Source organism: Streptomyces sedi (assembly GCF_006335015.1).
Classification (GTDB): Bacteria; Actinomycetota; Actinomycetes; order Streptomycetales; family Streptomycetaceae; genus Streptomyces; species Streptomyces sedi.
Map to the genome: position 1 here is coordinate 186534 of NZ_VDGT01000003.1, position 23323 is coordinate 209856.

The 23323-nt window shown below is 70.3% G+C and carries 18 protein-coding genes; 13 read left to right on the top strand and 5 right to left on the bottom strand.

Translation table 11 applies throughout. The features are described 5' to 3' along the window. Positions 1-83 precede the first annotated feature (83 nt). The 4 genes from FH715_RS05560 to FH715_RS05575 all read right to left on the bottom strand — a co-directional run bounded on the left by FH715_RS05560 (position 84) and on the right by FH715_RS05575 (position 4122). A complete protein-coding gene (locus FH715_RS05560) occupies positions 84-950 on the bottom strand; it encodes a succinate dehydrogenase/fumarate reductase iron-sulfur subunit (RefSeq protein WP_139641306.1) in 867 nt (288 codons plus the stop codon). Further along, positions 947-2863 (bottom strand): fumarate reductase/succinate dehydrogenase flavoprotein subunit, encoded by a 1917-nt coding sequence (locus tag FH715_RS05565; RefSeq protein WP_139641308.1) that lies wholly within the window; start codon positions 2861-2863, stop codon positions 947-949. The genes FH715_RS05560 and FH715_RS05565 overlap by 4 nt, the downstream gene beginning before the upstream one ends. 65 nt (positions 2864-2928) lie before the next feature. After that, entirely contained in the window at positions 2929-3732 is an 804-nt protein-coding gene (locus tag FH715_RS05570; RefSeq protein ID WP_139641310.1) for a hypothetical protein, read from the bottom strand. Between the two features lie 78 nt (positions 3733-3810). Then, entirely contained in the window at positions 3811-4122 is a 312-nt protein-coding gene (locus FH715_RS05575; RefSeq protein WP_139641312.1) for a hypothetical protein, read from the bottom strand. Between the two features lie 225 nt (positions 4123-4347). Between FH715_RS05575 and FH715_RS28080 the strand changes: the two genes are divergently transcribed. The 7 genes from FH715_RS28080 to FH715_RS05615 all read left to right on the top strand — a co-directional run bounded on the left by FH715_RS28080 (position 4348) and on the right by FH715_RS05615 (position 15002). Further along, on the top strand, positions 4348-6792 hold the full coding sequence (locus tag FH715_RS28080) for an ABC transporter substrate-binding protein (protein WP_170184640.1): 2445 nt from the start codon (positions 4348-4350) through the stop codon (positions 6790-6792). A 292-nt stretch (positions 6793-7084) separates the two neighbouring features. Beyond that, positions 7085-8953 (top strand): translational GTPase TypA, encoded by a 1869-nt coding sequence (gene typA / locus FH715_RS05590; protein ID WP_139641314.1) that lies wholly within the window; start codon positions 7085-7087, stop codon positions 8951-8953. Between the two features lie 347 nt (positions 8954-9300). Beyond that, on the top strand, positions 9301-10923 hold the full coding sequence (locus tag FH715_RS05595) for a peptide ABC transporter substrate-binding protein (protein WP_139641316.1): 1623 nt from the start codon (positions 9301-9303) through the stop codon (positions 10921-10923). Positions 10924-11016: 93 nt separating this feature from the next. Further along, positions 11017-11946 carry an ABC transporter permease gene (locus FH715_RS05600; RefSeq protein WP_139641318.1) on the top strand — a complete coding sequence of 310 codons (930 nt, stop codon included), beginning with the start codon at positions 11017-11019 and terminating at the stop codon, positions 11944-11946. Next, positions 11939-12928 (top strand): ABC transporter permease, encoded by a 990-nt coding sequence (locus FH715_RS05605; RefSeq protein ID WP_425472680.1) that lies wholly within the window; start codon positions 11939-11941, stop codon positions 12926-12928. The genes FH715_RS05600 and FH715_RS05605 overlap by 8 nt, the downstream gene beginning before the upstream one ends. 27 nt (positions 12929-12955) lie before the next feature. Next, complete coding sequence (locus FH715_RS05610) at positions 12956-13978, top strand: ABC transporter ATP-binding protein (RefSeq protein WP_139641732.1); 1023 nt, start codon at positions 12956-12958, stop codon at positions 13976-13978. Beyond that, a complete protein-coding gene (locus tag FH715_RS05615; protein WP_139641320.1) occupies positions 13971-15002 on the top strand; it encodes an ABC transporter ATP-binding protein in 1032 nt (343 codons plus the stop codon). The genes FH715_RS05610 and FH715_RS05615 overlap by 8 nt, the downstream gene beginning before the upstream one ends. Before the next feature lie 15 nt (positions 15003-15017). Here FH715_RS05615 and FH715_RS05620 read toward each other — a convergent pair whose 3' ends face one another. Beyond that, positions 15018-16232: a beta propeller repeat protein gene (locus FH715_RS05620; protein WP_139641322.1), complete on the bottom strand. Its 1215-nt coding sequence runs from the start codon at positions 16230-16232 to the stop codon at positions 15018-15020. 168 nt (positions 16233-16400) lie between these two features. Here FH715_RS05620 and FH715_RS05625 point away from each other — a divergent pair, with 168 nt between their 5' ends. From FH715_RS05625 to FH715_RS05650, 6 genes are all read left to right on the top strand, one after another. Then, on the top strand, positions 16401-18038 hold the full coding sequence (locus FH715_RS05625) for a peptide ABC transporter substrate-binding protein (RefSeq protein WP_139641324.1): 1638 nt from the start codon (positions 16401-16403) through the stop codon (positions 18036-18038). A gap of 44 nt (positions 18039-18082) precedes the next feature. Beyond that, positions 18083-19006 (top strand): ABC transporter permease, encoded by a 924-nt coding sequence (locus tag FH715_RS05630; RefSeq protein WP_139641326.1) that lies wholly within the window; start codon positions 18083-18085, stop codon positions 19004-19006. Further along, positions 18999-19958 (top strand): ABC transporter permease, encoded by a 960-nt coding sequence (locus FH715_RS05635; RefSeq protein WP_139641328.1) that lies wholly within the window; start codon positions 18999-19001, stop codon positions 19956-19958. Before FH715_RS05630 ends, FH715_RS05635 begins: the two co-directional genes overlap by 8 nt. 22 nt (positions 19959-19980) lie before the next feature. Further along, positions 19981-20958: an ABC transporter ATP-binding protein gene (locus FH715_RS05640; RefSeq protein WP_281290703.1), complete on the top strand. Its 978-nt coding sequence runs from the start codon at positions 19981-19983 to the stop codon at positions 20956-20958. Beyond that, on the top strand, positions 20951-21991 hold the full coding sequence (locus FH715_RS05645; RefSeq protein ID WP_139641332.1) for an ABC transporter ATP-binding protein: 1041 nt from the start codon (positions 20951-20953) through the stop codon (positions 21989-21991). The genes FH715_RS05640 and FH715_RS05645 overlap by 8 nt, the downstream gene beginning before the upstream one ends. Before the next feature lie 361 nt (positions 21992-22352). After that, positions 22353-23321: an ABC transporter permease gene (locus FH715_RS05650; protein WP_170184641.1), complete on the top strand. Its 969-nt coding sequence runs from the start codon at positions 22353-22355 to the stop codon at positions 23319-23321. Positions 23322-23323 lie beyond the last annotated feature (2 nt).

Genomic DNA, 23323 nt, shown 5'->3' on the forward strand with positions numbered 1-23323 from the left:
CACACGGTTCAGGCCACAGCGTTGGTGCGATGCGCCGGCGCACGCCTCGTGCTCCCCCCGTGCGCCCCCACGCCGGACGCGTCCTAGTCGTCGCGCCGGCGCCTCCGGATGCGCGAGCCCAGCCAGACCAGGGGGTCGTACTTGCGGTCCACCGCGCGTTCCTTCAGGGGGATCAGCGCGTTGTCGGTGATCCTGATCGACTCGGGGCAGACCTCGGTGCAGCACTTGGTGATGTTGCAGAAGCCGAGCCCGTGCTCCTCCTGCGCGCCGCGCGCACGGTCCATCCCCCGCTCACCCGCCGCGTCCAGCGGATGGGTGTCCAGCTCGGCCGCCCGCATCAGGAAGCGCGGTCCCGCGAAGGACTCCTTGTTCTCCTCGTGGTCACGCACCACATGACAGACGTCCTGGCAGAGAAAGCACTCGATGCACTTGCGGAACTCCTGGGAACGCGCCACGTCCTCCTGGCTCATCCGGTACTCACCGGGGCCGAGGCCGGGCGGCGGAACGAACGCGGGGATCTCCCGCGCCTTGGCGTAGTTGAAGGCGACGTCCGTGACCAGGTCCCTGACCACGGGGAACGTGCGCATCGGGGTCACCGTCAGCACCTCGTCCGGAGCGAACAGGGACATCCGCGTCATGCACAGCAGCCGGGGCCGCCCGTTGACCTCCGCCGAGCACGAACCGCACTTGCCCGCCTTGCAGTTCCAGCGCACCGCCAGGTCGGGGGCCTGGGTGGCCTGCACCCGGTGGATCAGGTCCAGCACCACCTCGCCCTCGTGGGCGTCCACCGTGTAGTCGGTCAGCCGCCCCGAAGGCCCGTCCCCGCGCCAGATCCGCAGTCGCGCCCGACGCGGCGCGCCGGCGTCCGCGCCCGTCCCCGCGTCCGCGCCCGTCCCCGTTCCGTCGTCGGCCGTCGCCTCGCCCGTGTCCTCGCCCGTGGAATCGCTCATGTCAGCTCCTCTTCGGTCAGGTACCTGGCCAGCTCGTCCCGCTCGAAGAGGGCGAGCAGGTCGGCCCGCATCGCCGGCAGCTCGCGGCGGGTCAGCCGCACCCCGGCCGCCGGTTCGGGCAGCGCGCACAGCAGGTTCACCCGGCGCCAGGCCGGGTCCATCGCCGGGTGGTCGTCACGGGTGTGGCCGCCGCGCGACTCGGTGCGTTCTCTCGCGGCCAACGCCACGCACTCGCTGACCAGCAGCATGTTCCGCAGGTCGAGCGCCAGGTGCCAGCCGGGGTTGTACTGCCGGTGGCCCTCGACGGCGACGCGCTCGGCCCGCGCGCGCAGCGCCGCCAGCCGCTCCAGGGCCTCGGCCATCTCGGCGTCCCGCCGGATGATGCCGACCAGGTCGTTCATCGTGCGCTGCAACGCGGTGTGGATCGTGTACGGGTTCTCCGGCTCCGCGCCGCCGCCCGCCGGTTCCGCGCCGCCGAACGGCCGCAGCGCCTCGGCCTCGGCCGCCGCCAACTCCGCGTCGCCCGCCCGCGGCCGGCGCGCCGGCGCCAGCCCGCCGGCGTGCAGCGCGGCGTGCAGCCCCGCGCGGCGGCCGAAGACCAGCAGGTCGGAGAGGGAGTTGCCGCCCAGCCGGTTGGAGCCGTGCATCCCGCCGGCCACCTCGCCCGCGGCGAAGAGCCCCGGCACCCCGGTGGCCGCCGCGGTGTCCGGGTCCACGTCGACGCCGCCCATCACGTAGTGGCAGGTGGGGCCCACCTCCATCGGCTCCCGCGTGATGTCCACGTCCGCCAGCTGCTTGAACTGGTGGTGCATGGAAGGCAGTCGGCGTTCGATCTCGGCCGCCGGCAGCCGCGTCGACACGTCGAGGAAGACCCCGCCGTGCGGGCTGCCGCGCCCCGCCTTCACCTCGGCGTTGATCGCGCGCGCCACCTCGTCGCGCGGCAGCAGCTCGGGCGGGCGGCGGTGGTGCTCCGGATCGTCGTACCAGCCGTCGGCCTCGGCCTCGTCCGCCGCGTACTGCGCGCGGAACACCTCCGGCACGTAGTCGAACATGAACCGCCGGCCCGCGCTGTTCCGCAGCACCCCGCCGTCGCCCCGCACGGACTCGGTGACCAGGATGCCCTTGACCGACGGCGGCCAGACCATGCCGGTCGGATGGAACTGCACGAACTCCATGTTCACCAGCGGCGCCCCGGCCAGCAGCGCCAGCGCGTGCCCGTCGCCGGTGTACTCCCACGAGTTGGAGGTGACCTTGAACGACTTGCCGATCCCGCCGGTGGCCAGCACCACCGCCGGCGCGTCCAGCACCAGGAACGTGCCCGACTCGCGCACATAGCCGAACACCCCGGCCACCCGCCCGCCCGGCACCCCGCCCTCCGTCAACACCCGGGTGACCGTGCACTCCTGGAAGATCCGCAGCCGCGCCTCGTGGTCCCCGCTCTCCGCGAAGTCCTCCTGCTGGAGGGCGACCACCCGCTGCTGGAGGGTGCGGATCAGTTCGAGCCCGGTCCGGTCGCCGACGTGTGCCAGGCGCGGGTACTCGTGGCCGCCGAAGTTTCGCTGCGAGATCCGCCCGTCGCGGGTCCGGTCGAAGAGCGCGCCCCAGGTCTCCAGCTCCCACACCCGGTCCGGCGCCTCGCGCGCGTGCAGTTCGGCCATCCGCCAGTGGTTGAGGAACTTCCCGCCGCGCAACGTGTCCCGGAAGTGCGTCCGCCAGTCGTCGCGTGCGTTGACGTTGCCCATGCTGGCGGCGATGCCGCCCTCGGCCATCACGGTGTGGGCCTTGCCGAAGAGGGACTTGCAGATCACGGCGGTGCGCAGCCCCTGCTCACGCGCCTCGATCGCCGCCCGCAGCCCGGCGCCCCCGGCGCCCACCACCACGACGTCCCACGTCTGCCGTGCCACGTTGCTCAACTCCGGTCACTCCTCGCTCGTGGGCTGACGGTTCCTGACGGCTGGCCGGGCGGCGTTCCGCCCGTTCAGAAGAGCCGCGGGTCGGAGATGACGTCGGTGGCCAGCAGGTAGACATACAGGTCGCACAGGCCGAGGCTGATCAACGAGGCCCAGGCGAGTGCCATGTGACGGCTCGTCAGCCGGCTGACCCAGGTCCAGAGCCGGTAACGCACCGGGTGGCGGGAGAAGTTGCGCAGCCGCCCGCCCATCGCGTGCCGGCAGGAGTGGCACGAGAGGGTGTAGGCCCAGACCAGCACGATGTTGACCAGGAAGAGCAGCGTGCCGACGCCCATGTGGCCCCAGGCGTACTCGTCGTCGCGGAAGCCGAGCACCGTGTCGTAGGTGAGCACGCAGGCGATGACGGCCGAGGCGTAGAAGAAGTAGCGGTGCGCGTTGTTGAGGATCAACGGGAAGCGCCGTTCGCCCGAGTAGGAGCGGTGCGGCTCGGCGACCCCGCAGGCCGGGGGCGAGGCCCAGAACGAACGGTAGTAGGCCTTCCGGTAGTAGTAGCAGGTCATCCGGAAGCCGAGCGGGAAGACCAGGATCACCAGCGCGGGGGAGAAGGGCCACCACTCCCCGACCAGCGCCCAGTTGGGTCCGTCCCGCATCGGCTCGCACGCCTCGGCCAGGCAGGGCGAGTAGAAGGGGGAGACATAGGGCGCCGCGTAGTAGTCGGCCTCGGAGAACGCGCGCCAGCTGGCGTAGCCGACGAACGCCAGCAGCGCCAGCGCGGTCGCCGCCGGCGCCAGCCACCACCGGTCGGTGCGCAGATGGCGCGCCCCGACGGCCGCGCGGCCCGCCGGGGCGTTCGATGCGGTTTCGGTTGCCACGGATTGCTCCCGATGCTCGTCGGGGTCGTGCGGGCATGGAACGTGGTCCGGCGCGCGCCGCGGGGCGTGCGCGGAACCTCAGGGGCGGGCGGGGCCGTGTCGCGCGCCCAGCCCCTCGTCGTCGGCGTCCCGCCACAGGTCGCGGTCGTAGGGCGCCTCGGGGACCGCGATGGTTTCGGCGCCGGACGTGCCGGACGTGCCGGACGCGTCGGGCCGGTCGCCGTGGGAGGCGGCCAGCAGTCCCAGGCCCTCCCGCAGGTGCCGGGCGTCGGCGCGCAGCCGCCGGGTCTCAAGACCGGTGCCGAACTCCCGCTCCAGACGGTCGATATGAACGGTCAGTTGGTCGACACAGCGTTGCGCGGCTCGCAGTTCGTCGTGCGACAGGCTCACGTGCCACCTCCGTTGGTGGTGCATCGCCACCACGAGTGTGACGCGCGCCACAGCCGCTTGGGAAGGGGTCGTCTCGGCCACCTCGCCGACTCCGGGCTTGGGCCGGGCGGGTGGTCTGCCCGGGCGGGACGCCGTGTCGGTCCGGCCGGGGGGCGCCGGTCCCGTTCAGTGGTGGATACGTGTGATGAACGGCTTAACGGACTAGGTCCGGCGGAGGTACGAGCCATGGCAGGCGTCCCAGCGAACAGCGAGCACCCGGCCACCACCGGCCGTCGGATCCGGCGGGCCGGCGGCCGATGGACCGCCGCGCTCACCGTCGGACCGCTGCTGGCGGCCGGGCTGCTCGCCGGCTGCGGGGGCGGGGAGGAGCCGTCACTCGTCGACGACGCCGCCCGTTCCGTGGCCGGCGCCGACCGCGCCGGGCTGCGCGAGGGCGGCACCGCCACCTGGGCGGTCGACGCCCTGCCGGCCACGCTGAACGCCTACCAGTTCGAGGCCGACGAGGTCACCGTGCGGATCGCCGCCGCGACCCTGCCGATGCTCCACACCGTCGACGAGGAGGGGCGCCCTCGACTCAACGAGGACTTTCTGCGTTCCGCCGAGGTGACCGCGACCGAGCCGCGCCAACGGGTGGTCTACACACTGAACCCCGATGCTGCCTGGAGCGACGGCAGCCCGTTGGACGCCGAGGACTTCGCCGCGCAGTGGCAGGCGCTGCGCGGCGAGGAGACGGAGTACTGGTCGGCCAGCGCCCAGGGGTACGACCGGATCGAGGAGATCACGGAGGGGCCGGGGAAACACCAGGTCGAGGTGGTCTTCACCCGCCCGACCGCCGAGTGGCGGGCGCTCTTCAGCCCGCTCTACCCGGCCGAGGTGACCGGCGACCCCGCGCTCTTCAACGAGGGCTCCCGTACTGAACTCCCGCTCTTCGCCGGGCCCTTCACCGTTCAGTCGGTGAACCAGGAGGAACGCTCGGTCACCCTGGCGCGCAACCCCGAGTGGTGGGGGGAGACCGCGCTCCTCGACGAGCTGGTGCTGCGGGCCGTGGACCGCGACGAGCGCGCCGCCGCGCTGCGCGCGGGCTCGGTCGACATCGCCGAGGTCAGCCCGGCCGAGGCGGCCCGCATCGAGGCGGCCGACGGCGCGGCCGAGGGCGCCGAAGGCGCGGACGCGGACGACGGCAAGGGCGAGGGGCTCGGGGAGGGTGAACTCAACGCGCCCGGCGGTGCCTCGCCCGCCCTGGACGCCCTGCACGACCTCGCCGTCGCCCGGCTGGACGGGGCCGGGGAGAGCGCGGAGGCCAGCCGGCGCTACGCGGCGGCGGTGGCCGGCGCCGACCGGACCAGGGAACGTGCCTTCGCCACCCGCGAGGAGGCCCTGCGCGAACAGTTGAGCGACTTCACCGTGCATCGTGCCTACCACCCGAGCGACACCCAGCTCACCCTCAACGGAAGCTCCGAGGTGCTGGAGGACGAACAGGTGCGGTGGGCCATCGCCCGGGCCCTGGACCGCGAGAAACTGGCCAGCCAGGTTCATGGCCCGGCCGGGCTGCCGACCGCGCCGCTCGGCAGCCATCTGCGGGTCGTCGGCCAGCACGGATACGAGGACACCAGCGACGCGATCGGCGCGGGCGGCGCCGAACGCGCGGCCGAGCTGCTGGAGGAGGCCGGCTGGCGGCTGCCGGCCGAGGACACGACCAGCGACGACAAGGCGACCGGCGAACGGGCGGCGGCGCTCGCCCCGCTGAGCCCCGGCCTGCCCGCGGCCCACCAGCGCGCTGGCCTGCTGGCCCAGGCAGCCGACGTCCTCGCCGAGCCCGCCGAGGAGCCGGGCGACGCACCGCTCGGCGAGGAGAGCGAGGAGAGCGAGGAGAGCGAGGAGAGCGAGGAGAGCGAGGAGAACGAGGAGAGCGAGAAGAACGAGGAGGGAGCGGAGGCGGAGCCGGCCGACGGTGCCAACGGCGCACCGGCCCCCGCCGGCACCGGCCCGCTCCCGATGGCCGCCCCGCTCCCCACCGCCGACCGGAACGACCGGGCGCGGGCGGCGGAGGAGAGCGAGGCCGTCGCCGAGGCACGACGGCTCGCCGACGAGGCGGCCAGGGAGGCCGGCTCGCTGAGCGAGGCCGCCAGGACCCCCGTCCGCACCAGGGACGGCGAGCCGCTGAGCCTCCGCTTCGTGCTGCCCGACGGGGCCGACGCCGAGCCGCTGCGCCAGGTCGGCCGCCGGATCGCCGCCATGCTGGCCACCGTCGGCATCGGCACGGAGATCAGCGAGGTCCCCGCCGACGAGTACTTCGACCGCCACATCGCCTCCGGCGGATTCGACCTCGCCCTCCACTCCTGGCCGGCGACCGCCTACCCCGCCGTCGACGCCAGGCCGCTGTTCACCAAGCCGGTCCCGCTCCCCGGCGGTCAGCTGCTGGTCGAGCAGAACTACGCGAGGGTCGGCACCGACCACATCGACCAGCTGCTGGACCGGGCCGCCGGCGCGCTCGACGAGGAGGAGTACCAGCGACTGCTCGACGAGGCGGACGCCAGGATCTGGGCCGCCGCCGGCTCGCTGCCCCTCTACCAGCGGCCGCAACTCGTCGCCGTGCACCGGGACCTGGCGGGCGTCGGCGCCTTCGGCATGGCCACCCCGCGCTTCGAGGACATCGGGTTCCGCCGCTGACCCCACCCCACCGCCGCTGACCCCGCCCCCGCGGCACCCCGACTCCGGTTCCCGCACGTCGTGCCCCGCGCCGACCTGCGGGAACCGGCCATGTCCGGCGGCGCGGCCCGGCCGGCGCACGCCTCCCGGCACCCCGCGAGCCGCGTGGTGGGTCGCGCGCCCCGTACCATGGCACCCGAGGCCGGTGCCACGGTCTGCCCGGCGCGCGGGTCTGGGGGCCCAGCGGACACACCCGGGTGGGGCGCAGTCCGCCGCGCCGCCCCAGCCACGAACCCGGGAGAACTGCCCAGTCATGCCTACGCGTCACGACATTCGCAATGTCGCCATCGTCGCCCACGTCGACCACGGGAAGACCACCCTGGTGGATGCCATGCTCCGGCAGGCGGGGGCGTTCGCCGCCCACCAGCAGGTGGACGACCGGGTGATGGACACCGGTGACCTGGAGCGCGAGAAGGGCATCACCATCCTCGCCAAGAACACCGCCGTCCGTTACCACCCCAAGGGCGGCGGCGACCCGGTGGTCATCAACATCATCGACACCCCGGGCCACGCCGACTTCGGCGGCGAGGTGGAGCGCGGCCTGTCCATGGTGGACGGCGTGGTGCTGCTGGTCGACGCCTCCGAGGGCCCGCTGCCGCAGACCCGGTTCGTGCTGCGCAAGGCGCTCCACGCCCGGCTGCCCGTGGTGCTCTGCGTCAACAAGACCGACCGTTCCGACGCCCGGATCTCCGAGGTGCTGAACGAGACCTACGACCTCTTCCTCGACCTGGACGCCGACGAGGAGCAGATCGAGTTCCCCATCGTCTACGCCTGCGCCAGGGACGGCGTCGCCTCGCTGACCCAGCCGGCCGACGGGACCGTGCCGTCCGACAGCGACAGCCTCGAACCGTTCTTCACCACCCTGCTCCAGGCCGTTCCGGCGCCGGTCTTCGAGGAGGACGCCCCGCTCCAGGCGCATGTCACCAACCTGGACGCGGACAACTTCCTCGGCCGGATCGCGCTCTGCCGCGTGAAGCAGGGCGAGCTGCGCAAGGGCCAGTCCGTCGCCTGGCTGAAGCGGGACGGCAGCTCGGCGAACGTGCGGATCACCGAGCTGCTGATGACCGACGCGCTGACCCGCAAGCCGGCCGAGGTCGCCGGACCGGGCGACATCTGCGCGGTGGCCGGCATCCCGGACATCATGATCGGCGAGACCCTGGCCGACCCCGAGCGCCCCGAGGCGCTGCCGCTGATCACCGTGGACGAGCCGGCGATCTCCATGACCATCGGCACCAACAACTCCCCGCTGGTGGGCAAGGGCGGCAAGGGCCACAAGGTCACCGCCCGACTGGTCAAGGACCGGCTCGACCGGGAGCTGGTCGGCAACGTCTCGCTCCGGGTGCTGCCGACCGAGCGTCCGGACGCCTGGGAGGTGCAGGGCCGTGGCGAGTTGGCGCTGGCCATCCTGGTGGAGCAGATGCGCCGCGAGGGCTTCGAGCTGACCATCGGCAAGCCCGAGGTGGTCACCCGGGAGATCGACGGGCGGGTGCACGAGCCGGTGGAGCGGATGACCATCGACGCCCCCGAGGAGCACCTGGGCGCGATCACCCAGCTGATGGCCAGCCGCAAGGGCCGCATGGAGACGATGACCAACCACGGCTCGGGCTGGGTGCGGATGGAGTTCCTGGTGCCGTCGCGCGGACTGATCGGGTTCCGGACGGAGTTCCTGACCGAGACCCGGGGCACCGGCATCGCGCACAGCATCTTCGAACGGCACGAGCCGTGGGCCGGTGAGCTGCGTACCCGCAAGAGCGGCTCGCTGGTGGCGGACAGGTCCGGCTCCGCGACCCCTTACTCGATGTTGAATCTCCAGGAACGCGGCGTGATCTTCGTCGAGCCGGGCACCGAAGTGTACGAGGGCATGATCGTCGGCGAGAATTCCCGTTCCGACGACATGGACGTGAACATCACCAAGGAGAAGAAGCTCACCAATATGCGGGCCGCCTCGTCCGACACCACGGAGAACCTGGTGCCGCCGCGCAGGCTGTCGCTTGAGCAGTCGCTGGAGTTCTGCCGCGAGGACGAGTGCGTGGAGGTCACGCCGACCGAGGTGCGCATTCGCAAGGTCGTGTTGGACCAGCGGGACCGCGCCAGGGCCACCGCCAGGGCCAAGCGAAACTGAACTGAGCTGCGGCGTTCGACGACATGACCGACTTTTACGTTGGTCATGTCAAGCCCGTTTGTGGGGGGCTATGCGGTGGCTCGTCCGTTATCCGGAGCATGGTGCGCGACCTGTGTCACATCGGTCCGGATAACGGAGAGCCCGCATCGGCTGAATGTCCGCTTTGACGGCTTTGCTCCCCCTCATCTTCATCAAACTGAAATAGCGAACCGGTGGTTAGCGCGGGTTTTATGCCCAATAGTTGTGGGCATTGCGATCCGGACGCGTGTGACGCGGGTAGATGACCTTGGTCCTCGCTCCGGGGTTCTCTCTTGCAGTGACAGTGGACTCCCAAGGAGGCAAAGCCCATGCGTGGTGCGCGTAGCGCCAAATGGGTCGCCAGTGCGATTGTCGTGGCCTTCGCCGCGACCGCCTGCGGCAGTGACGGCGACGACTCGGGCGGCGACGCCTCCGGTGGGGACTCGGCCGGCATAGTCCGGGTCGACGGCGGTGAGCCGCAGAACCCGCTCATCCCGTCCGACACCACGGAGCAGTACGGCGCCCTGGTGATGGACAACGTGTTCTCGAAGCTCCTCGACTTCGACGACGAGGGCGAGATCTACATGGTCGCCGCCGAGTCGGTGGAGCCGAACGAGGACGCTTCCGTCTGGACCGTGAAGCTCAAGGAGGGCTGGACCTTCCACGACGGCACCGACGTGACCGCGCAGCACTACGTGAACGCGTGGAACTGGGCCGCCCACATCGACAACAACCAGTCGACCAGCTTCTGGTTCGCCGACATCGCCGGCTACGCCGACGTCCACCCGGAGGAGGGCGAGGAGCCCACCGCCGAGGAGATGTCCGGCCTGAGCGTCGTCGACGACCTGACCTTCACGGTCGAGCTGAGCAACCCGGTCTCGTACTTCGACTACAAGCTCGGGTACACGCCGTTCACCCCGCTCCCGGACAGCTTCTACGACGACCCCGAGGCCTTCAGCGAGGCGCCGATCGGCCAGGGTCCGTACGCGTTCGAGGAGTGGAACCACAACGAGTCCATCAAGCTGCGGACCTACGAGGACTACGCCGGCGACAACAAGCCGGTCAACGGTGGCGTCGACATCATCGCCTACACCGGTCTCGACGCGGCCTACCAGGACCTCCTCTCGGACAACCTGGACGTGATCCGCCAGGTCGACCCGAAGGACCTGCCGGTCTACGAGACCGACCTCGGCGACCGCGCCGTCACCCAGCCGTACAACGGCATCCAGACCATCGTGCCGGTCAAGTACGGCGACTGGGGCGACGTCGACCCGAAGGTGCTCCAGGGCATCTCGATGGCCATCGACCGGGAGACCATCACCTCCACGGTGCTGAACGGCTCGCGCACCCCGGCCGACAGCTTCGCGCCTCCCGGCGTGCTGGGCTACCAGGAGGGCGCCTCCGGCGACATCACCACCTACGACCCGGAGCGCGCGGCCGAGCTGGTCGAGGAGGGCGGCGGCGTCCCGAACAACGAGGTCGTCGTGCAGTTCAACGCCGACGGCGGCCACCAGGAGTGGGTCGACGCGGTCTGCAACAACCTGATCGCCAACCTCGACATCGAGTGCCGTTCCGACGTGAAGCCGGACTTCGACACCGACCTGGAGGCGCGTGACGCCAACGAGGTCGAGGGCTTCTACCGTGGTGGCTGGCTCGCCGACTACCCGCTGAACGTCAACTTCATGAGCGAGCTGTACCACTCGCGCGCGTCGACCAACTACGGTCGCTTCGACAATGAAGAGGTTGACCAGCTGTTCGACGAGGGCAACCAGGCCGCCTCCCTGGAGGAGACCGTCGCCGCCTACCAGGAGGCCGAGCAGGTCCTCTGGGAGACCATGCCGGCCATCCCGCTCTGGTTCCAGAACATCAACGCCGGTTACTCCAACAACGTGGAGAACGTGTCCTTCGACACCTCCGGCCAGCCGTTGCTGACCGAGATCACGGTCAAGTAAGGCCAGCACGGCACCAGCAGCGCAAGGGGGCCGACGGGCCACTCCGTCACCACGGAGCGGCCCGTCGGTCCCGCCGACTTAGATGGAGGAACCATGGGGCGCTATGTCGTGCGGCGACTGCTCCAGATGATTCCGGTGTTCATCGGCGCGACGTTCATCATCTTCATGATGATGTACGCCCTACCCGGCGACCCGATCAGAGCCCTGTGGGGCGAACGCGCCCCCGACGAAGCCCAGATGGCCGCGATGAAGGCGGATCTCGGGCTCGACCAGCCGATCCTCAAGCAGTACTGGGACTACCTCACCGGGCTGGTCCAGGGGGACTTCGGCACCCAGATCGCCAGCAGACGCGAAGTCATCGACGTGATCACGGACGCGCTGCCCGCGACCGTCAGACTCACCCTGCTGGCCTTCCTGTTCACCGCGTGCATCGGCATCGCGATGGGTCTCGTCGCCGGCCTGCGCGCCGGGGGCAAGACCGACCGGGTGATCCTCTTCATCACCCTGCTGCTGACCTCGGTCCCGGTCTTCGTGATCGGCTACCTCTACCAGACCTACTTCGGCGTCCGCTGGGGATGGGTCAGCCCCAACGTGCAGGACTCCGAGAACTGGGGCCAACTGCTGCTCCCCGCCATCGTGTTGGCCTCGCTGTCGCTGGCCTACGTGGCGCGGCTGACGCGGACCTCCGTCGCGGAGAACCGGCGCTCCGACTACATGCGGACGGCGCGCGCCAAGGGGCTCTCCCCGTCCCGCGCGGTCCGGGTGCACCTGCTGCGGAACTCGATGATCCCGGTGGTGACCTTCCTCGGCGTCGACCTCGGCAACCTCTTCGCGGGGGCCATCGTCACCGAGGGGATCTTCAACATCCACGGCATCGGCCAGGCCGTCTACACGGCGCTCACCTCCCGCGAGGGGGCGACGGTGGTGGGGATCGTCTCGTTCGTCATCCTGGTCTATCTCATCGTCACTTTGATCGTCGACCTGTTGTACGCGGTCCTCGACCCAAGGATTCGCTATGCCTGAAGCCGAAGCCACGAACGTCAACAAGGCCGTGCGCGCCTCCGAGGCACCCGAGCCCGACACGGCGGTGACCGAGGACGGACAGCCGGCGGAGATGGCGGCGTCGGGTCCCGTCCCCGGCAAGCCGCGCAGCCTCTGGTCGGACGCCTGGCACGACCTGCGCCGCAAGCCGTCGTTCCTGATATCGGCCGCCATCATCCTGGTGCTGCTGGTCATGGCGGCCTGGCCGGGACTCTTCACCAGCGTCAGTCCCCGCAGCGGCGACCTGACCACCAGCTACCTCCAGAAGCCGGAGCTGACGCACTTCTTCCAGCCCGAGTGGCTGGGGTACAACCAGCAGGGCCAGAGCATCTACGCCCGGATGATCTACGGCACCCGCGCCTCGATCATCATCGGCGTCTCGGTGACCGTGCTGGTGGTGCTGCTCGGCGGCACCATCGGGATGCTCGCCGGCTACTTCGGCGGCTGGCTGGACGCGCTGCTCTCCCGGATCACCGACACGTTCATGGGCATCCCCTTCCTGCTGGGTGCCATGGTGTTCCTGGTCTCGTTCGACACCAGGACCGTGTGGACGGTGACCGTGGCCCTGGCCCTCCTGGGGTGGACCACGATCGCCAGGGTGATGCGCGGGTCGGTGATCGCGATCAAGCAGTCGGACTACGTGATGGCGGCACGCTCGCTGGGCGCCGGCACGGGACGCATCCTGCTGCGTCACGTGCTGCCCAACGCGGCGGCCCCCGTCATCGTGGTGGCGATGATCGCGCTCGGCGGCTACATCACGGCCGAGGCGGTGCTCTCCTTCCTGGGCATCGGCCTCTCGGATCCGGCGATCTCCTGGGGTGGCGACATCAACAGGGCGCAGAAGCAGATCCGGGTGGCGCCGCACGTGCTGCTCTACCCCTCGATCCTGCTGAGCATCACCATCCTGTCCTTCCTGATGCTGGGTGACGCCGTGCGTGACGCCCTCGACCCCAAGCTGCGCTGAGTGGGAGATACGCGCGTGTCGATAGAGATGACCAAGGCGGAGGTCCCCGGCGTTCCGCTGCTCGAAGTCCGGGACCTGCACGTGGAGTTCCACACCCGGGAGGGCGCGGCCAAGGCGGTCAACGGGGTCAGCTACACGGTGGACGCGGGGGAGACCCTGGCCGTCCTGGGCGAGTCGGGCTCCGGCAAGTCCGTGACGGCGCAGACCATCATGGGCATCCTGGACATGCCCCCCGGCCGCATCACCGGCGGCGAGATCCTGTTCCGCGGCGAGGACATGCTCAAGATGTCCGAGGAGGAGCGGCAGCGGATCAGGGGCGACAAGATCGCGATGATCTTCCAGGACGCCCTCTCCGCGCTCAACCCCGTGCTGTCGGTCGGCTACCAGCTGGGCGAGATGTTCCGGGTGCACCGGGGCATGAGCCGCAAGGAGGCCAAGGCCAAGGCCGTCGAGCTGATGGACCGGGTGCGCATCCCGGCGGCGAAGGAGCGGGTCAACGACTACCCGCACCAGTTCTCCGGCGGTATGCGCCAGCGGATCATGATCGCGATGGCGCTGGCCCTGGAGCCGGACGTGATCATCGCGGACGAGCCGACCACGGCGCTGGACGTGACCGTCCAGGCCCAGGTGATGGACCTGCTCGCGGAGTTGCAGCGCGACTTCGAGATGGGGCTGATCCTGATCACCCACGACCTGGGTGTGGTCGCGGACGTCGCCGACAAGATCGCGGTGATGTACGCGGGGCGGATCGTCGAGACGGCCCCCGTGCACGAGCTGTACAAGCGTCCGGCGCACCCGTACACCAAGGGCCTGCTGGAGTCGATTCCTCGCCTCGACCACAAGGGCAAGGAGCTGTACGCGATCCAGGGGCTGCCGCCCAGCCTCACCGCGATCCCCCAGGGCTGCGCGTTCAACCCGCGCTGCCCGATGGCGCAGGACGTGTGCTTCACGGACACCCCGCCGCTGGCCGAGGTGCTGGAGCAGGACGGCGGCCCGATCGGCGGCCGGGCGAGCGCCTGCCACTTCTGGAAGGAGACGATCCATGGCTGACCGCGAACCCATTCTCGAAGTGGCCAACCTGGTCAAGCACTTCCCGTTGACCCAGGGCATCCTCTTCAAGCGGCAGATCGGCGCGGTCAAGGCCGTGGACGACGTCTCGTTCGAGCTGTACCAGGGCGAGACCCTGGGCATCGTGGGCGAGTCGGGCTGCGGCAAGTCGACCGTGGCCAAGCTGCTGATGAACCTGGAGCAGCCGACCTCGGGCACGATCAAGTACAAGGGCGACGACATCTCGAAGCTCTCCTCGCGCGCCCTGCGGGCCGTGCGGCGGAACATCCAGATGGTCTTCCAGGACCCGTACACCTCGCTCAACCCGAGGATGACGGTCGGCGACATCATCGGGGAGCCGTTCGAGATCCACCCGGACGTGGCGCCCAAGGGCGACCGTCGCAAGAAGGTGCGCGAGCTGCTGGACGTGGTCGGGCTCAACCCCGAGTACATCAACCGGTATCCGCACCAGTTCTCCGGCGGCCAGCGGCAGCGCATCGGCATCGCGCGCGGGCTGGCGCTCAACCCGGAGATCATCATCTGCGACGAGCCGGTCTCCGCGCTGGACGTCTCGGTGCAGGCCCAGGTGATCAACCTGATGGAGCGGCTCCAGGACGAGTTCACCCTGTCGTACGTGTTCATCGCCCACGACCTGTCGATCGTGCGTCACATCTCCGACCGGGTCGGCGTGATGTACCTCGGCAAGCTGGCCGAGCTGGGCACGGACGGGGAGATCTACGACCACCCGACGCACCCGTACACCCAGGCGCTGCTGTCGGCGGTGCCGCAGCCGGACCCGGAGGTGCGGGAGAGCCGGGAGCGGATCATCCTCGCCGGGGACGTTCCCTCGCCGGCCAACCCGCCGTCGGGCTGCCGCTTCCGCACCCGCTGCTGGAAGGCGGAGGACCGGTGCGCGCAGGAGGTGCCGGTGCTGGCGATCCCCGAGCGGTTCGCCAAGGAGAAGGGCGGGGTCGCCCACCCCTCGGCGTGCCACTTCGCCGAGGAGCGGGACGTCGTCCACGTCTGAGGCGCGTTCCCGCCGTCAGGGCTGGGTCGGCACCGCGACGTCGGGCCGGCCCAGCACCACGGTGCGCCAGGTGAAGCCGTCGGCCGAGATCCGGTAGTGGCCCGGCTGGCTCAGGTCGGTCAGCAGATAGCCGGCCGGGGTCAGCTCGGGCAGCTCCGGCGGCGCGCCGGGGCGGGTCACCTCGAAGGTGCGCCCCCGGTCGTCGCTGCGGTAGATGGCGTCGAACGAGTAGACGGTGAGGCTGCCGTCGTCCGCCGCGATGGGCGTGCCCACCAACGAGTGCGGCCCGGGGCCCTCCGAGGGCGACCAGGCCCGCTCCCAGCCGGTGCCCCCCTCGGAGCCGCGGTAGATCGCCAGCAGGGTGGTCGCCAGCGCCGAGCTGCTGCCGGGCTCCAGGGTGGCGCTGCCGCTGGCCAGCACGTACCAGTCGTCGGGGCCCGCGGCCAGGACCAGCGAGTTGACCGAGCGCCGGTCGGCCTCCGGCGCCTCGTCCAGGAGCCGCAGCCGCTCCCATCCGCGGCCGGCGTCCAGCGTGATCGCGATGTCGGGTCGCCCGGTCTCCGGGTCGAGCCCGGCCACCCACCAGCCGCCGTCGGGCAGCCGCCCGGGGCGGCCCAGCTCGGTGAGGGGCGGCTGGCCGGCGAGCCGGCGCGGCCGGGCGTCGTCGGGGGAGAGCACCTCAAGCGCGCGCTCGTCGGGGTCCTGCCCGGCCGGGCGCGGCACCGCGCCCTCGGGGATCGCGCGGGACGTCCGCCCGTCGGGGCCGGCGCTGGGGCTGTCGGACTGCCAGCGTTCGCCGCCGTCGGTGGAGAGCCAGTCCGTCTGTCCCGAGGAGACCCGCACCCCGCGCTCGCCCACGGCCTCCACGGTGAAGAGGCTGTTGGCGGCGGGTGTGGTGGGCAGCGGGGTGTCGTGGGTGATCCACTCGTCCTCGTCGAGGACCGCCACCCGGTAGGAGCAGTTGCCCTCGTGCCGGGTGGCTCCGTGGAGGCACTCGACGAGCAGCGCGGCGGCGTGGTCGGGGCCGGCGAAGCTCAGCTGCGCGACCTGGCCGGAAAGTTGCGGTTGGGAGGGGATCGGCGGGGGGTCTGCCGAGGGCTCGGGCGCGGGGGTGGCGCCGGGCGTGCCGTGGGCGGCCGGGTCGTCGGTCGCCTGTTCGGCGGAGGTGCAGCTCAGCAGCGTCAGTGCGGTGAGGACGAGGACCTGCGGGAGAGGAGACCTGCGAGGCATGGCCAGACCATAACGCAGCGGGCCGGTCCGGCATATGGGGGTTTTCGGGCAACACTCCGGAGCGACAAGTGTCCGATTTCCTGTAAATAGGGATATAAGGGATGCACAGGCCGCTCCCTGCCAGTGGTCCCCTCCACTGGCAGACGTCCCCTCGCCCAGGAGGCGCCCATGATCGCCGGCACCCGACTGGCCCCGACCCTGGTCGGCGCCACCGCCCTGGCGCTGCTCGCCTCCGGCTGCGGCGGAGGCGGCTCGGGCGGCAGCGGCGGCGGCTCGGGGATGGTCCGCGCCTCCTGGGGCGACCCCCAGCACCCGTTGGAGCCGGCCAACACCAACGAGGTGCAGGGCGGCAAGGTCCTCGACATGATCTTCCGGGGCCTCAAGCGCTACAACCCGGAGACCGGCGAGGCCGAGGACATGATGGCCGAGTCGATCGAGACGGACGACCAGCAGGAGTTCACGGTCACCCTCAAGGAGGGCTGGACCTTCCAGGACGGCACCGAGGTCACCGCCGACTCCTACGTCGACGCCTGGAACTACGGCGCCCACCTGGAGAACGCGCAGATCGCCAGCTACTTCTTCCAGTTCATCGAGGGCTACGACGAGGTACACCCCGAGGAGGAGGGCGCCGAGGCCACCGCGGACACGCTCAGCGGCCTGGAGGTCACCGGCAAGCACACCTTCACCGTCCGGCTCACCGAGCCGTTCGCGCTCTGGCCGGAGACGCTCGGCTACGCCGCCTACGCCCCGCTGCCCCAGGCGTTCTTCGACGACCACGAGGGCTGGCTGGCCAAGCCCATCGGCAACGGCCCGTACGAGATCGACTCCTACCAGCGCAGCCAGTCCATGCGGCTGGTGCGCAACGACGACTACGACGGTCCGGACAAGGCGAAGAACGACGGCGTCGACCTGCGCGTCTACACCGACAACAACACCGCCTACACCGACCTCCAGGCCGGCAACCTCGACGTCATCGACGACGTGCCCGCCTCCCAGCTCAAGAACGCCGAGTCCGACCTCGGCGACCGCTACCTCAACCAGCCGGCCGGCATCATCCAGACGGTCGTCTTCCCCCTCTACGACGACGCCTGGTCGGGCGAGGACGGCGTCAAGCTCCGCCAGGGCATCTCCATGGCGATCGACAGGGAGCAGATCACCGAGCGGATCTTCTCCGGCACCCGCACCCCCGCCAGTGACTTCACCTCACCCGTGCTCGGCGAGGACGGCGGCTTCCAGGAGGGGCTCTGCGGCGAGGTCTGCGAGTACGACCCCGAGCGCGCCCGCCAGCTGATCGAGGACGCCGGCGGCCTCCCCGGCGGCCGGGTGACCCTCTCCTCCAACGTGGACACCGGCTCCCACCGCCAGTGGCTCGACGCGGTCTGCAACAGCGTCAACAACGCGCTGGAGCAGGAGAACGCCTGCACCGTCAACCCGGTGCCCACCTTCGCCGACTTCCGCAACCAGATCACCGGCCGCGAGATGAGCGGCATGTTCCGCGCCGGCTGGCAGATGGACTACCCGCTGATCCAGAACTTCCTCCAGCCGCTGTACTACACCGACGCCTCCTCCAACGACGGCGGCTACAGCAGCGACGAGTTCGACGACCTGGTCGACCAGGCCAACTCGGCGGACAACGAGGAGGACTCCGTGCGCCTCTTCAAGGAGGCCGAGCAGGTGCTCGTCGACGACATGCCCTCCATCCCCCTCTGGTACCAGAACGGCACCGCCGGCTTCTCCGAGCGGGTCAGCGACGTGCGGCTCAACCCGTTCTCCGTCCCGGTCTTCACCGAGATCACCGTCTCCTGACCGGCTGACCCCAGCCCGCCGCGCCGCTCCCCACCGGAGGACCCATGGGACGTTACGTCATCCGGCGCCTGCTCCAGATGATCCCGGTCTTCGTCGGCGCCACCTTCCTGATCTTCCTGATGGTCTACGCCCTCGGCGACCCCGTCACCGCGCTCTTCGGCGAACGGGGCCCCGACCCGGCGACCGCCGCCGCGCTGCGCGAGCAGTTCAACCTCGACAAGCCCGTCTGGCAGCAGTACCTGCTGTACATGGGGAAGATCTTCACCGGCGACTTCGGTACCGCGTTCAACGGGGAGCCGGTCACCGACCTGATGGGCCGGGCCTTCCCGATCAGCGCCCGGCTGATGCTGGTCGCGCTCTTCTTCGAGATCCTGCTCGGCATCACCCTCGGCGTCATCACCGGGCTGCGCCGCGGCCGGCTGCTGGACACCTCGGTGCTGGTGCTGACGCTGGTGGTGATCGCCATCCCCACCTTCGTGCTCGGCACCACGCTCCAGTTCTTCCTCGGCGTCGAGTTCGGCTGGATCGACCCGGCCGTCGGCCCCGAGGGACGCCTCGACGAGCTGATCGTGCCCGGGCTGATCCTCTCCCTGGTCTCGCTCGCCTACGTCACCCGGCTGACCAGGACCTCCGTCGCGGAGAACGTCCGCGCCGACTACGTGCGCACCGCCGTCGCCAAGGGCCTGCCGAGGCGGCGGGTGACCGTGCGGCACCTGCTGCGCAACTCGCTGATCCCGGTCGTCACCTATCTCGGCGCCGACATCGGCAACCTGATGGCCGGCGCCATCGTGACCGAGCGGATCTTCAACATCCAGGGCGTCGGCTACCAGCTCTTCCAGGGCATCCTGCGGCAGAACTCGCCCACGGTGGTCGGCTTCGTCGTCGTGCTGGTGCTGATCTTCCTCCTCGCCAACCTGCTGGTTGACCTGCTCTACGCCGTGCTCGACCCGAGGATTCGCTATGCCTGACCGCCGTTCGGACCGATCCGGCCGCTCGGACCCGCTGGGGGCCCAGGAGAGGGCGAGCGCCGACGCGCTGACCGTCGGCACCGCCGAGGAGGTCGAGGGCGCGCCGCGCGGGCTCTGGTCGGACGCCTGGCACGACCTGCGGCGCAACCCGATCTTCGTGGTCTCGGCGCTGCTGATCCTCTTCCTGGTGCTGATCTCGCTGTGGCCCTCCCTGATCGCCTCGCGCAGCCCCGTCCACTGCGAGCTGGGCCGTTCCCTCGAAGGGCCCAGCGCGGGCCACTGGTTCGGCTTCGACACCCAGGGCTGCGACGTCTACACCCGCACGGTCTACGGCGCGCGGGCCTCGATCGCGGTCGGCGTCTGCGCCACGCTGGGCGTCGCGCTGCTGGGGGCGGTGGTCGGCAGCCTCGCCGGCTTCTTCGGCGGCTTCTGGGACACGCTGCTCTCACGGGTCACCGACGTGTTCTTCGGCATCCCGATGGTGCTGGGCGCCATCGTCTTCCTCAGCATGATCACGCTGCGCGGCATCTGGCCCGTGGTGCTGGTGATCGCCGCCCTCGGCTGGCCGCCGATCGCCCGCATCGCCAGGGGCGCGGTGATCACCGCCAAGCAGAACGACTACGTCCAGGCGGCCCGCGCGCTGGGCGCCGGCAACACCCGGCTGCTGCTGCGGCACATCATGCCCAACGCGATCGCCCCGGTCATCGTGATGGCCACCATCGTGCTCGGCACGTTCATCGCGCTGGAGGCCACCCTCAGCTTCCTCGGCGTCGGGCTGCGACCGCCCACGGTCTCCTGGGGCGTGGACATCTCGGCGGCCTCGGACGGGATGCAGTTCCGCAACGCGCCGCACATCCTGCTCTACCCGGCCGCCGCGCTGAGCGTCGCGGTCCTGGCCTTCATCATGCTGGGCGACGCGGTCCGCGATGCCCTCGATCCCAGGCTCCGCTGAGGGACGAAGGGAAGGGAACGCGATGCTGCTCGAAGTGCGCGACCTGCGCGTGGAGTTCGAGACCAGGGACGGCCTGGTGCGGGCGGTCAACGGGGTGAGCTACACCGTCGAGGCCGGCCGGACCCTGGCGGTGCTCGGCGAGTCGGGCTCGGGGAAGTCCGTGACCGCGCAGGCGGTGATGGGCATCATCGACTCCCCGCCGGGGCGGATCGCCGGCGGCGAGGTGCTCTTCCAGGGCCGCGACCTGCTGACCATGCGGGCCGAGGAGCGCCGGCGGATCAGGGGCGACAAGATCGCGATGATCTTCCAGGACGCCCTCTCCGCGCTCAACCCCGTGCTGACCGTCGGCTACCAGCTGGGCGAGATGTTCCGGGTGCACCGGGGCACGAGCCGCAAGGAGGCCAAGGCCAGGGCGGTCGAGCTGATGGACCGGGTGCGCATCCCGGCGGCGAAGGAGCGGGTCAACGACTACCCGCACCAGTTCTCCGGCGGTATGCGCCAGCGGATCATGATCGCGATGGCGCTGGCGCTCGAACCCGAGCTGATCATCGCCGACGAGCCGACGACCGCGCTGGACGTGACCGTCCAGGCCCAGGTGATGGACCTCCTCGACGAGTTGCAGCGCGAGTACCGGATGGGGCTGATCCTGATCACCCACGACCTCGGCGTGGTCGCCGGGGTCGCCGACGAGATCGCCGTGATGTACGCCGGGCGGATCGTCGAGACGGCCCCCGTGCACGAGCTGTACAAGCGTCCGGCGCATCCGTACACCAAGGGCCTGCTGGAGTCGATCCCGCGCCTGGACCACAAGGGGGGCGAGCTGCGCGCGATCCGCGGGCTGCCGCCCAACCTGGCGCGGATTCCGGCGGGTTGCGCCTACCACCCGCGCTGCCCGCTGGCCAGGGACGTCTGCCGGGAGGACCCGGCGCCGCCGCTGTACGAGGTGGGGCCCGGGCGGGCCAGCGCCTGCCACTTCTGGAAGGAGACGATCGGTGAGTGACCAGCGGGGCGAGCCGATCCTCGAAGTGCGGGACCTGGTCAAGCACTTCCCGTTGACCCAGGGCATCCTCTTCCGGCGGCAGATCGGGGCGGTCAAGGCCGTGGACGGGGTCAGTCTGCGCCTCTACCCGGGGGAGACCCTGGGCGTCGTGGGGGAGTCGGGCTGCGGCAAGTCGACCGTGGCCAAGCTGCTGATGAGCCTGGAGCGGCCGACCTCGGGCACGATCAGGTACAAGGGCGAGGACATCTCGAAGCTCTCGGGGCGCGCGCTGCGCGCGGTGCGGCGGAACATCCAGATGGTCTTCCAGGACCCGTACACCTCGCTCAACCCGAGGATGACGGTCGGCGACATCATCGGGGAGCCGTTCGAGATCCACCCGGACGTGGCGCCGAAGGGGGAGCGCAGGAAGCGCGTGCGGGAGCTGCTGGACGTGGTCGGGCTCAACCCCGAGTACATCAACCGGTATCCGCACCAGTTCTCCGGCGGCCAGCGGCAGCGCATCGGCATCGCGCGGGGGCTGGCGCTCAACCCGGAGATCATCGTGGCCGACGAGCCGGTCTCCGCGCTGGACGTTTCCGTGCAGGCCCAGGTGATCAACCTGATGGAAAGGCTGCAGAACGAGTTCGACCTCTCCTACATGTTTATCGCGCACGATCTCTCCATCGTGCGCCATATCTCCGACCGCGTCGGCGTGATGTATCTGGGTCGGGTGGTGGAGATCGGAACCGAGGAGGAAATCTACCGGTATCCGACGCATCCCTACACCCAGGCGCTGCTCTCCGCCGTTCCGGTGCCCGATCCGGTCGCCAGCGAACGCCGGGAACGCATCATTCTGGCCGGAGATGTGCCTTCCCCGGCCAATCCTCCCTCCGGGTGCCATTTTCGGACCCGTTGCTGGAAGGCCCAGCCGCTGTGCGCCGAGGTCGACCCGGAGCTGGCCGTTCCCGGTCATCTGCGGGAGGCGGGGCTGCCGGTCGCCCACCCGTCGGCCTGCCACTTCGCCGGCCAGAAGCCCGAGGTGACGGCCGGTTAGGGCCGTGGACGGGCCGCGGTCCCGCGGGAACCGGGGCGGCGCGGACAGGCCGCACCGCCCCGGTCACGGCACCCGCACGGCCGTACCGCCTCAGTCTGGGAGGCGCGGATATCCCTGTAGGGTCGGGGGCGTTGCCGCCTTGTTAACGGCAACCGTCTCCGGGTGCGCCCCTCTTGTCCGTACATTTCTGGCCCCCCGGGATCACGTCAAGCGCGAAGCGATGTCAGTTCATCGGCACTTCGCTTACTAATCGCCTTTCAAAGGTGTGTACCTCTGTTATCCCTTGACGGGAAACTCGCGCCCTTGCCAAAGTCGCGATCTACACGCATCGCACGCGAGAGCGCCATCGGGGGGCCATCTGATGTCCAGCGATACCCAGGTCGCCACCGAACTGGTGGGCCGCTCCCCTGGGCAGCTGATGTGGCGCCGTTTCCGCCGTGACCGGGTGGGCGTCGTGTCCGGCTGCGTCGTGCTCTTCTTCTTCGCCGTCGGGATCCTCGCGCCGGTCATCTCCTGGCTGTACGGAAAGGACCCGCAGACCCGCTACGGCCAGATCGAGCCCGGACTGCTCAACGAGTTCGGCTACCCGGTCAAGCCCAACGGCGGGATCGACGGCGAGTTCTGGTTCGGCCTCGAACCGTTCCTCGGCCGCGACGTCCTCACCCAGCTCGTCTACGGCATCCGCACCTCGCTGCTGATCGCGCTGGCCGTCACGGTGCTCGCCACGTTGACCGCGATCCTGCTCGGCATCACCGCCGGCTATCTCGGCGGCAAGGCGGACTTCCTGATCAGCCGGTTCATCGACCTGCTGATGGCCTTCCCCAACCAGCTGTTCTTCGTGGCGTTCCTGCCCATCGTGACGACCCTCTTCGTCGACCCACGCGAGGAGACACCGACCTATGTGCGGGTGGTCTCCATCATCGTGGTGCTCTGGGTGCTCGGCTGGATGACCCTCGGACGCATCCTGCGCGGCGCGACGATGGCCCTGCGCGAACGGGAGTTCGTCGAGGCGGCCAAGGTGAGCGGCGCCTCGCCCTGGCGGATCATCCGCAAGGAGCTGCTGCCCAACGTCGTCTCGCCGATGCTGGTGCAGGCCACCTACATGTTGCCCAACTTCGTGACCACGGCCGCCGCGCTGTCCTTCCTCGGCGTCGGGCTGGTGGAACCGACCCCCGACTGGGGCCGGATGTTCGCGATCGGCGCCGAGGTATACCGCGCCGACCTCACCTACATGTTCTTCCCCGGCGTGGCGATGGTGGTCTTCGTGGTCGCCTTCAACCTGCTGGGGGACTCGGTGCGCGACGCGTTCGACCCCAAGACCAACCGCTGACA

Excerpts from the sequence above, each read along its gene's own strand:
- FH715_RS05560 (WP_139641306.1), bottom strand. The coding sequence starts at position 950 with ATGAGCGATTCCACGGGCGAGGACACGGGCGAGGCGACGGCCGACGAC.
- FH715_RS28080 (WP_170184640.1), top strand. The coding sequence starts at position 4,348 with ATGGCAGGCGTCCCAGCGAACAGCGAGCACCCGGCCACCACCGGCCGT.
- typA (WP_139641314.1), top strand. The coding sequence starts at position 7,085 with ATGCCTACGCGTCACGACATTCGCAATGTCGCCATCGTCGCCCACGTC.
- FH715_RS05595 (WP_139641316.1), top strand. The coding sequence starts at position 9,301 with ATGCGTGGTGCGCGTAGCGCCAAATGGGTCGCCAGTGCGATTGTCGTG.
- FH715_RS05600 (WP_139641318.1), top strand. The coding sequence starts at position 11,017 with ATGGGGCGCTATGTCGTGCGGCGACTGCTCCAGATGATTCCGGTGTTC.
- FH715_RS05605 (WP_425472680.1), top strand. The coding sequence starts at position 11,939 with ATGCCTGAAGCCGAAGCCACGAACGTCAACAAGGCCGTGCGCGCCTCC.
- FH715_RS05610 (WP_139641732.1), top strand. The coding sequence starts at position 12,956 with ATGACCAAGGCGGAGGTCCCCGGCGTTCCGCTGCTCGAAGTCCGGGAC.
- FH715_RS05615 (WP_139641320.1), top strand. The coding sequence starts at position 13,971 with ATGGCTGACCGCGAACCCATTCTCGAAGTGGCCAACCTGGTCAAGCAC.
- FH715_RS05620 (WP_139641322.1), bottom strand. The coding sequence starts at position 16,232 with ATGCCTCGCAGGTCTCCTCTCCCGCAGGTCCTCGTCCTCACCGCACTG.
- FH715_RS05625 (WP_139641324.1), top strand. The coding sequence starts at position 16,401 with ATGATCGCCGGCACCCGACTGGCCCCGACCCTGGTCGGCGCCACCGCC.
- FH715_RS05630 (WP_139641326.1), top strand. The coding sequence starts at position 18,083 with ATGGGACGTTACGTCATCCGGCGCCTGCTCCAGATGATCCCGGTCTTC.
- FH715_RS05635 (WP_139641328.1), top strand. The coding sequence starts at position 18,999 with ATGCCTGACCGCCGTTCGGACCGATCCGGCCGCTCGGACCCGCTGGGG.
- FH715_RS05640 (WP_281290703.1), top strand. The coding sequence starts at position 19,981 with ATGCTGCTCGAAGTGCGCGACCTGCGCGTGGAGTTCGAGACCAGGGAC.
- FH715_RS05650 (WP_170184641.1), top strand. The coding sequence starts at position 22,353 with ATGTCCAGCGATACCCAGGTCGCCACCGAACTGGTGGGCCGCTCCCCT.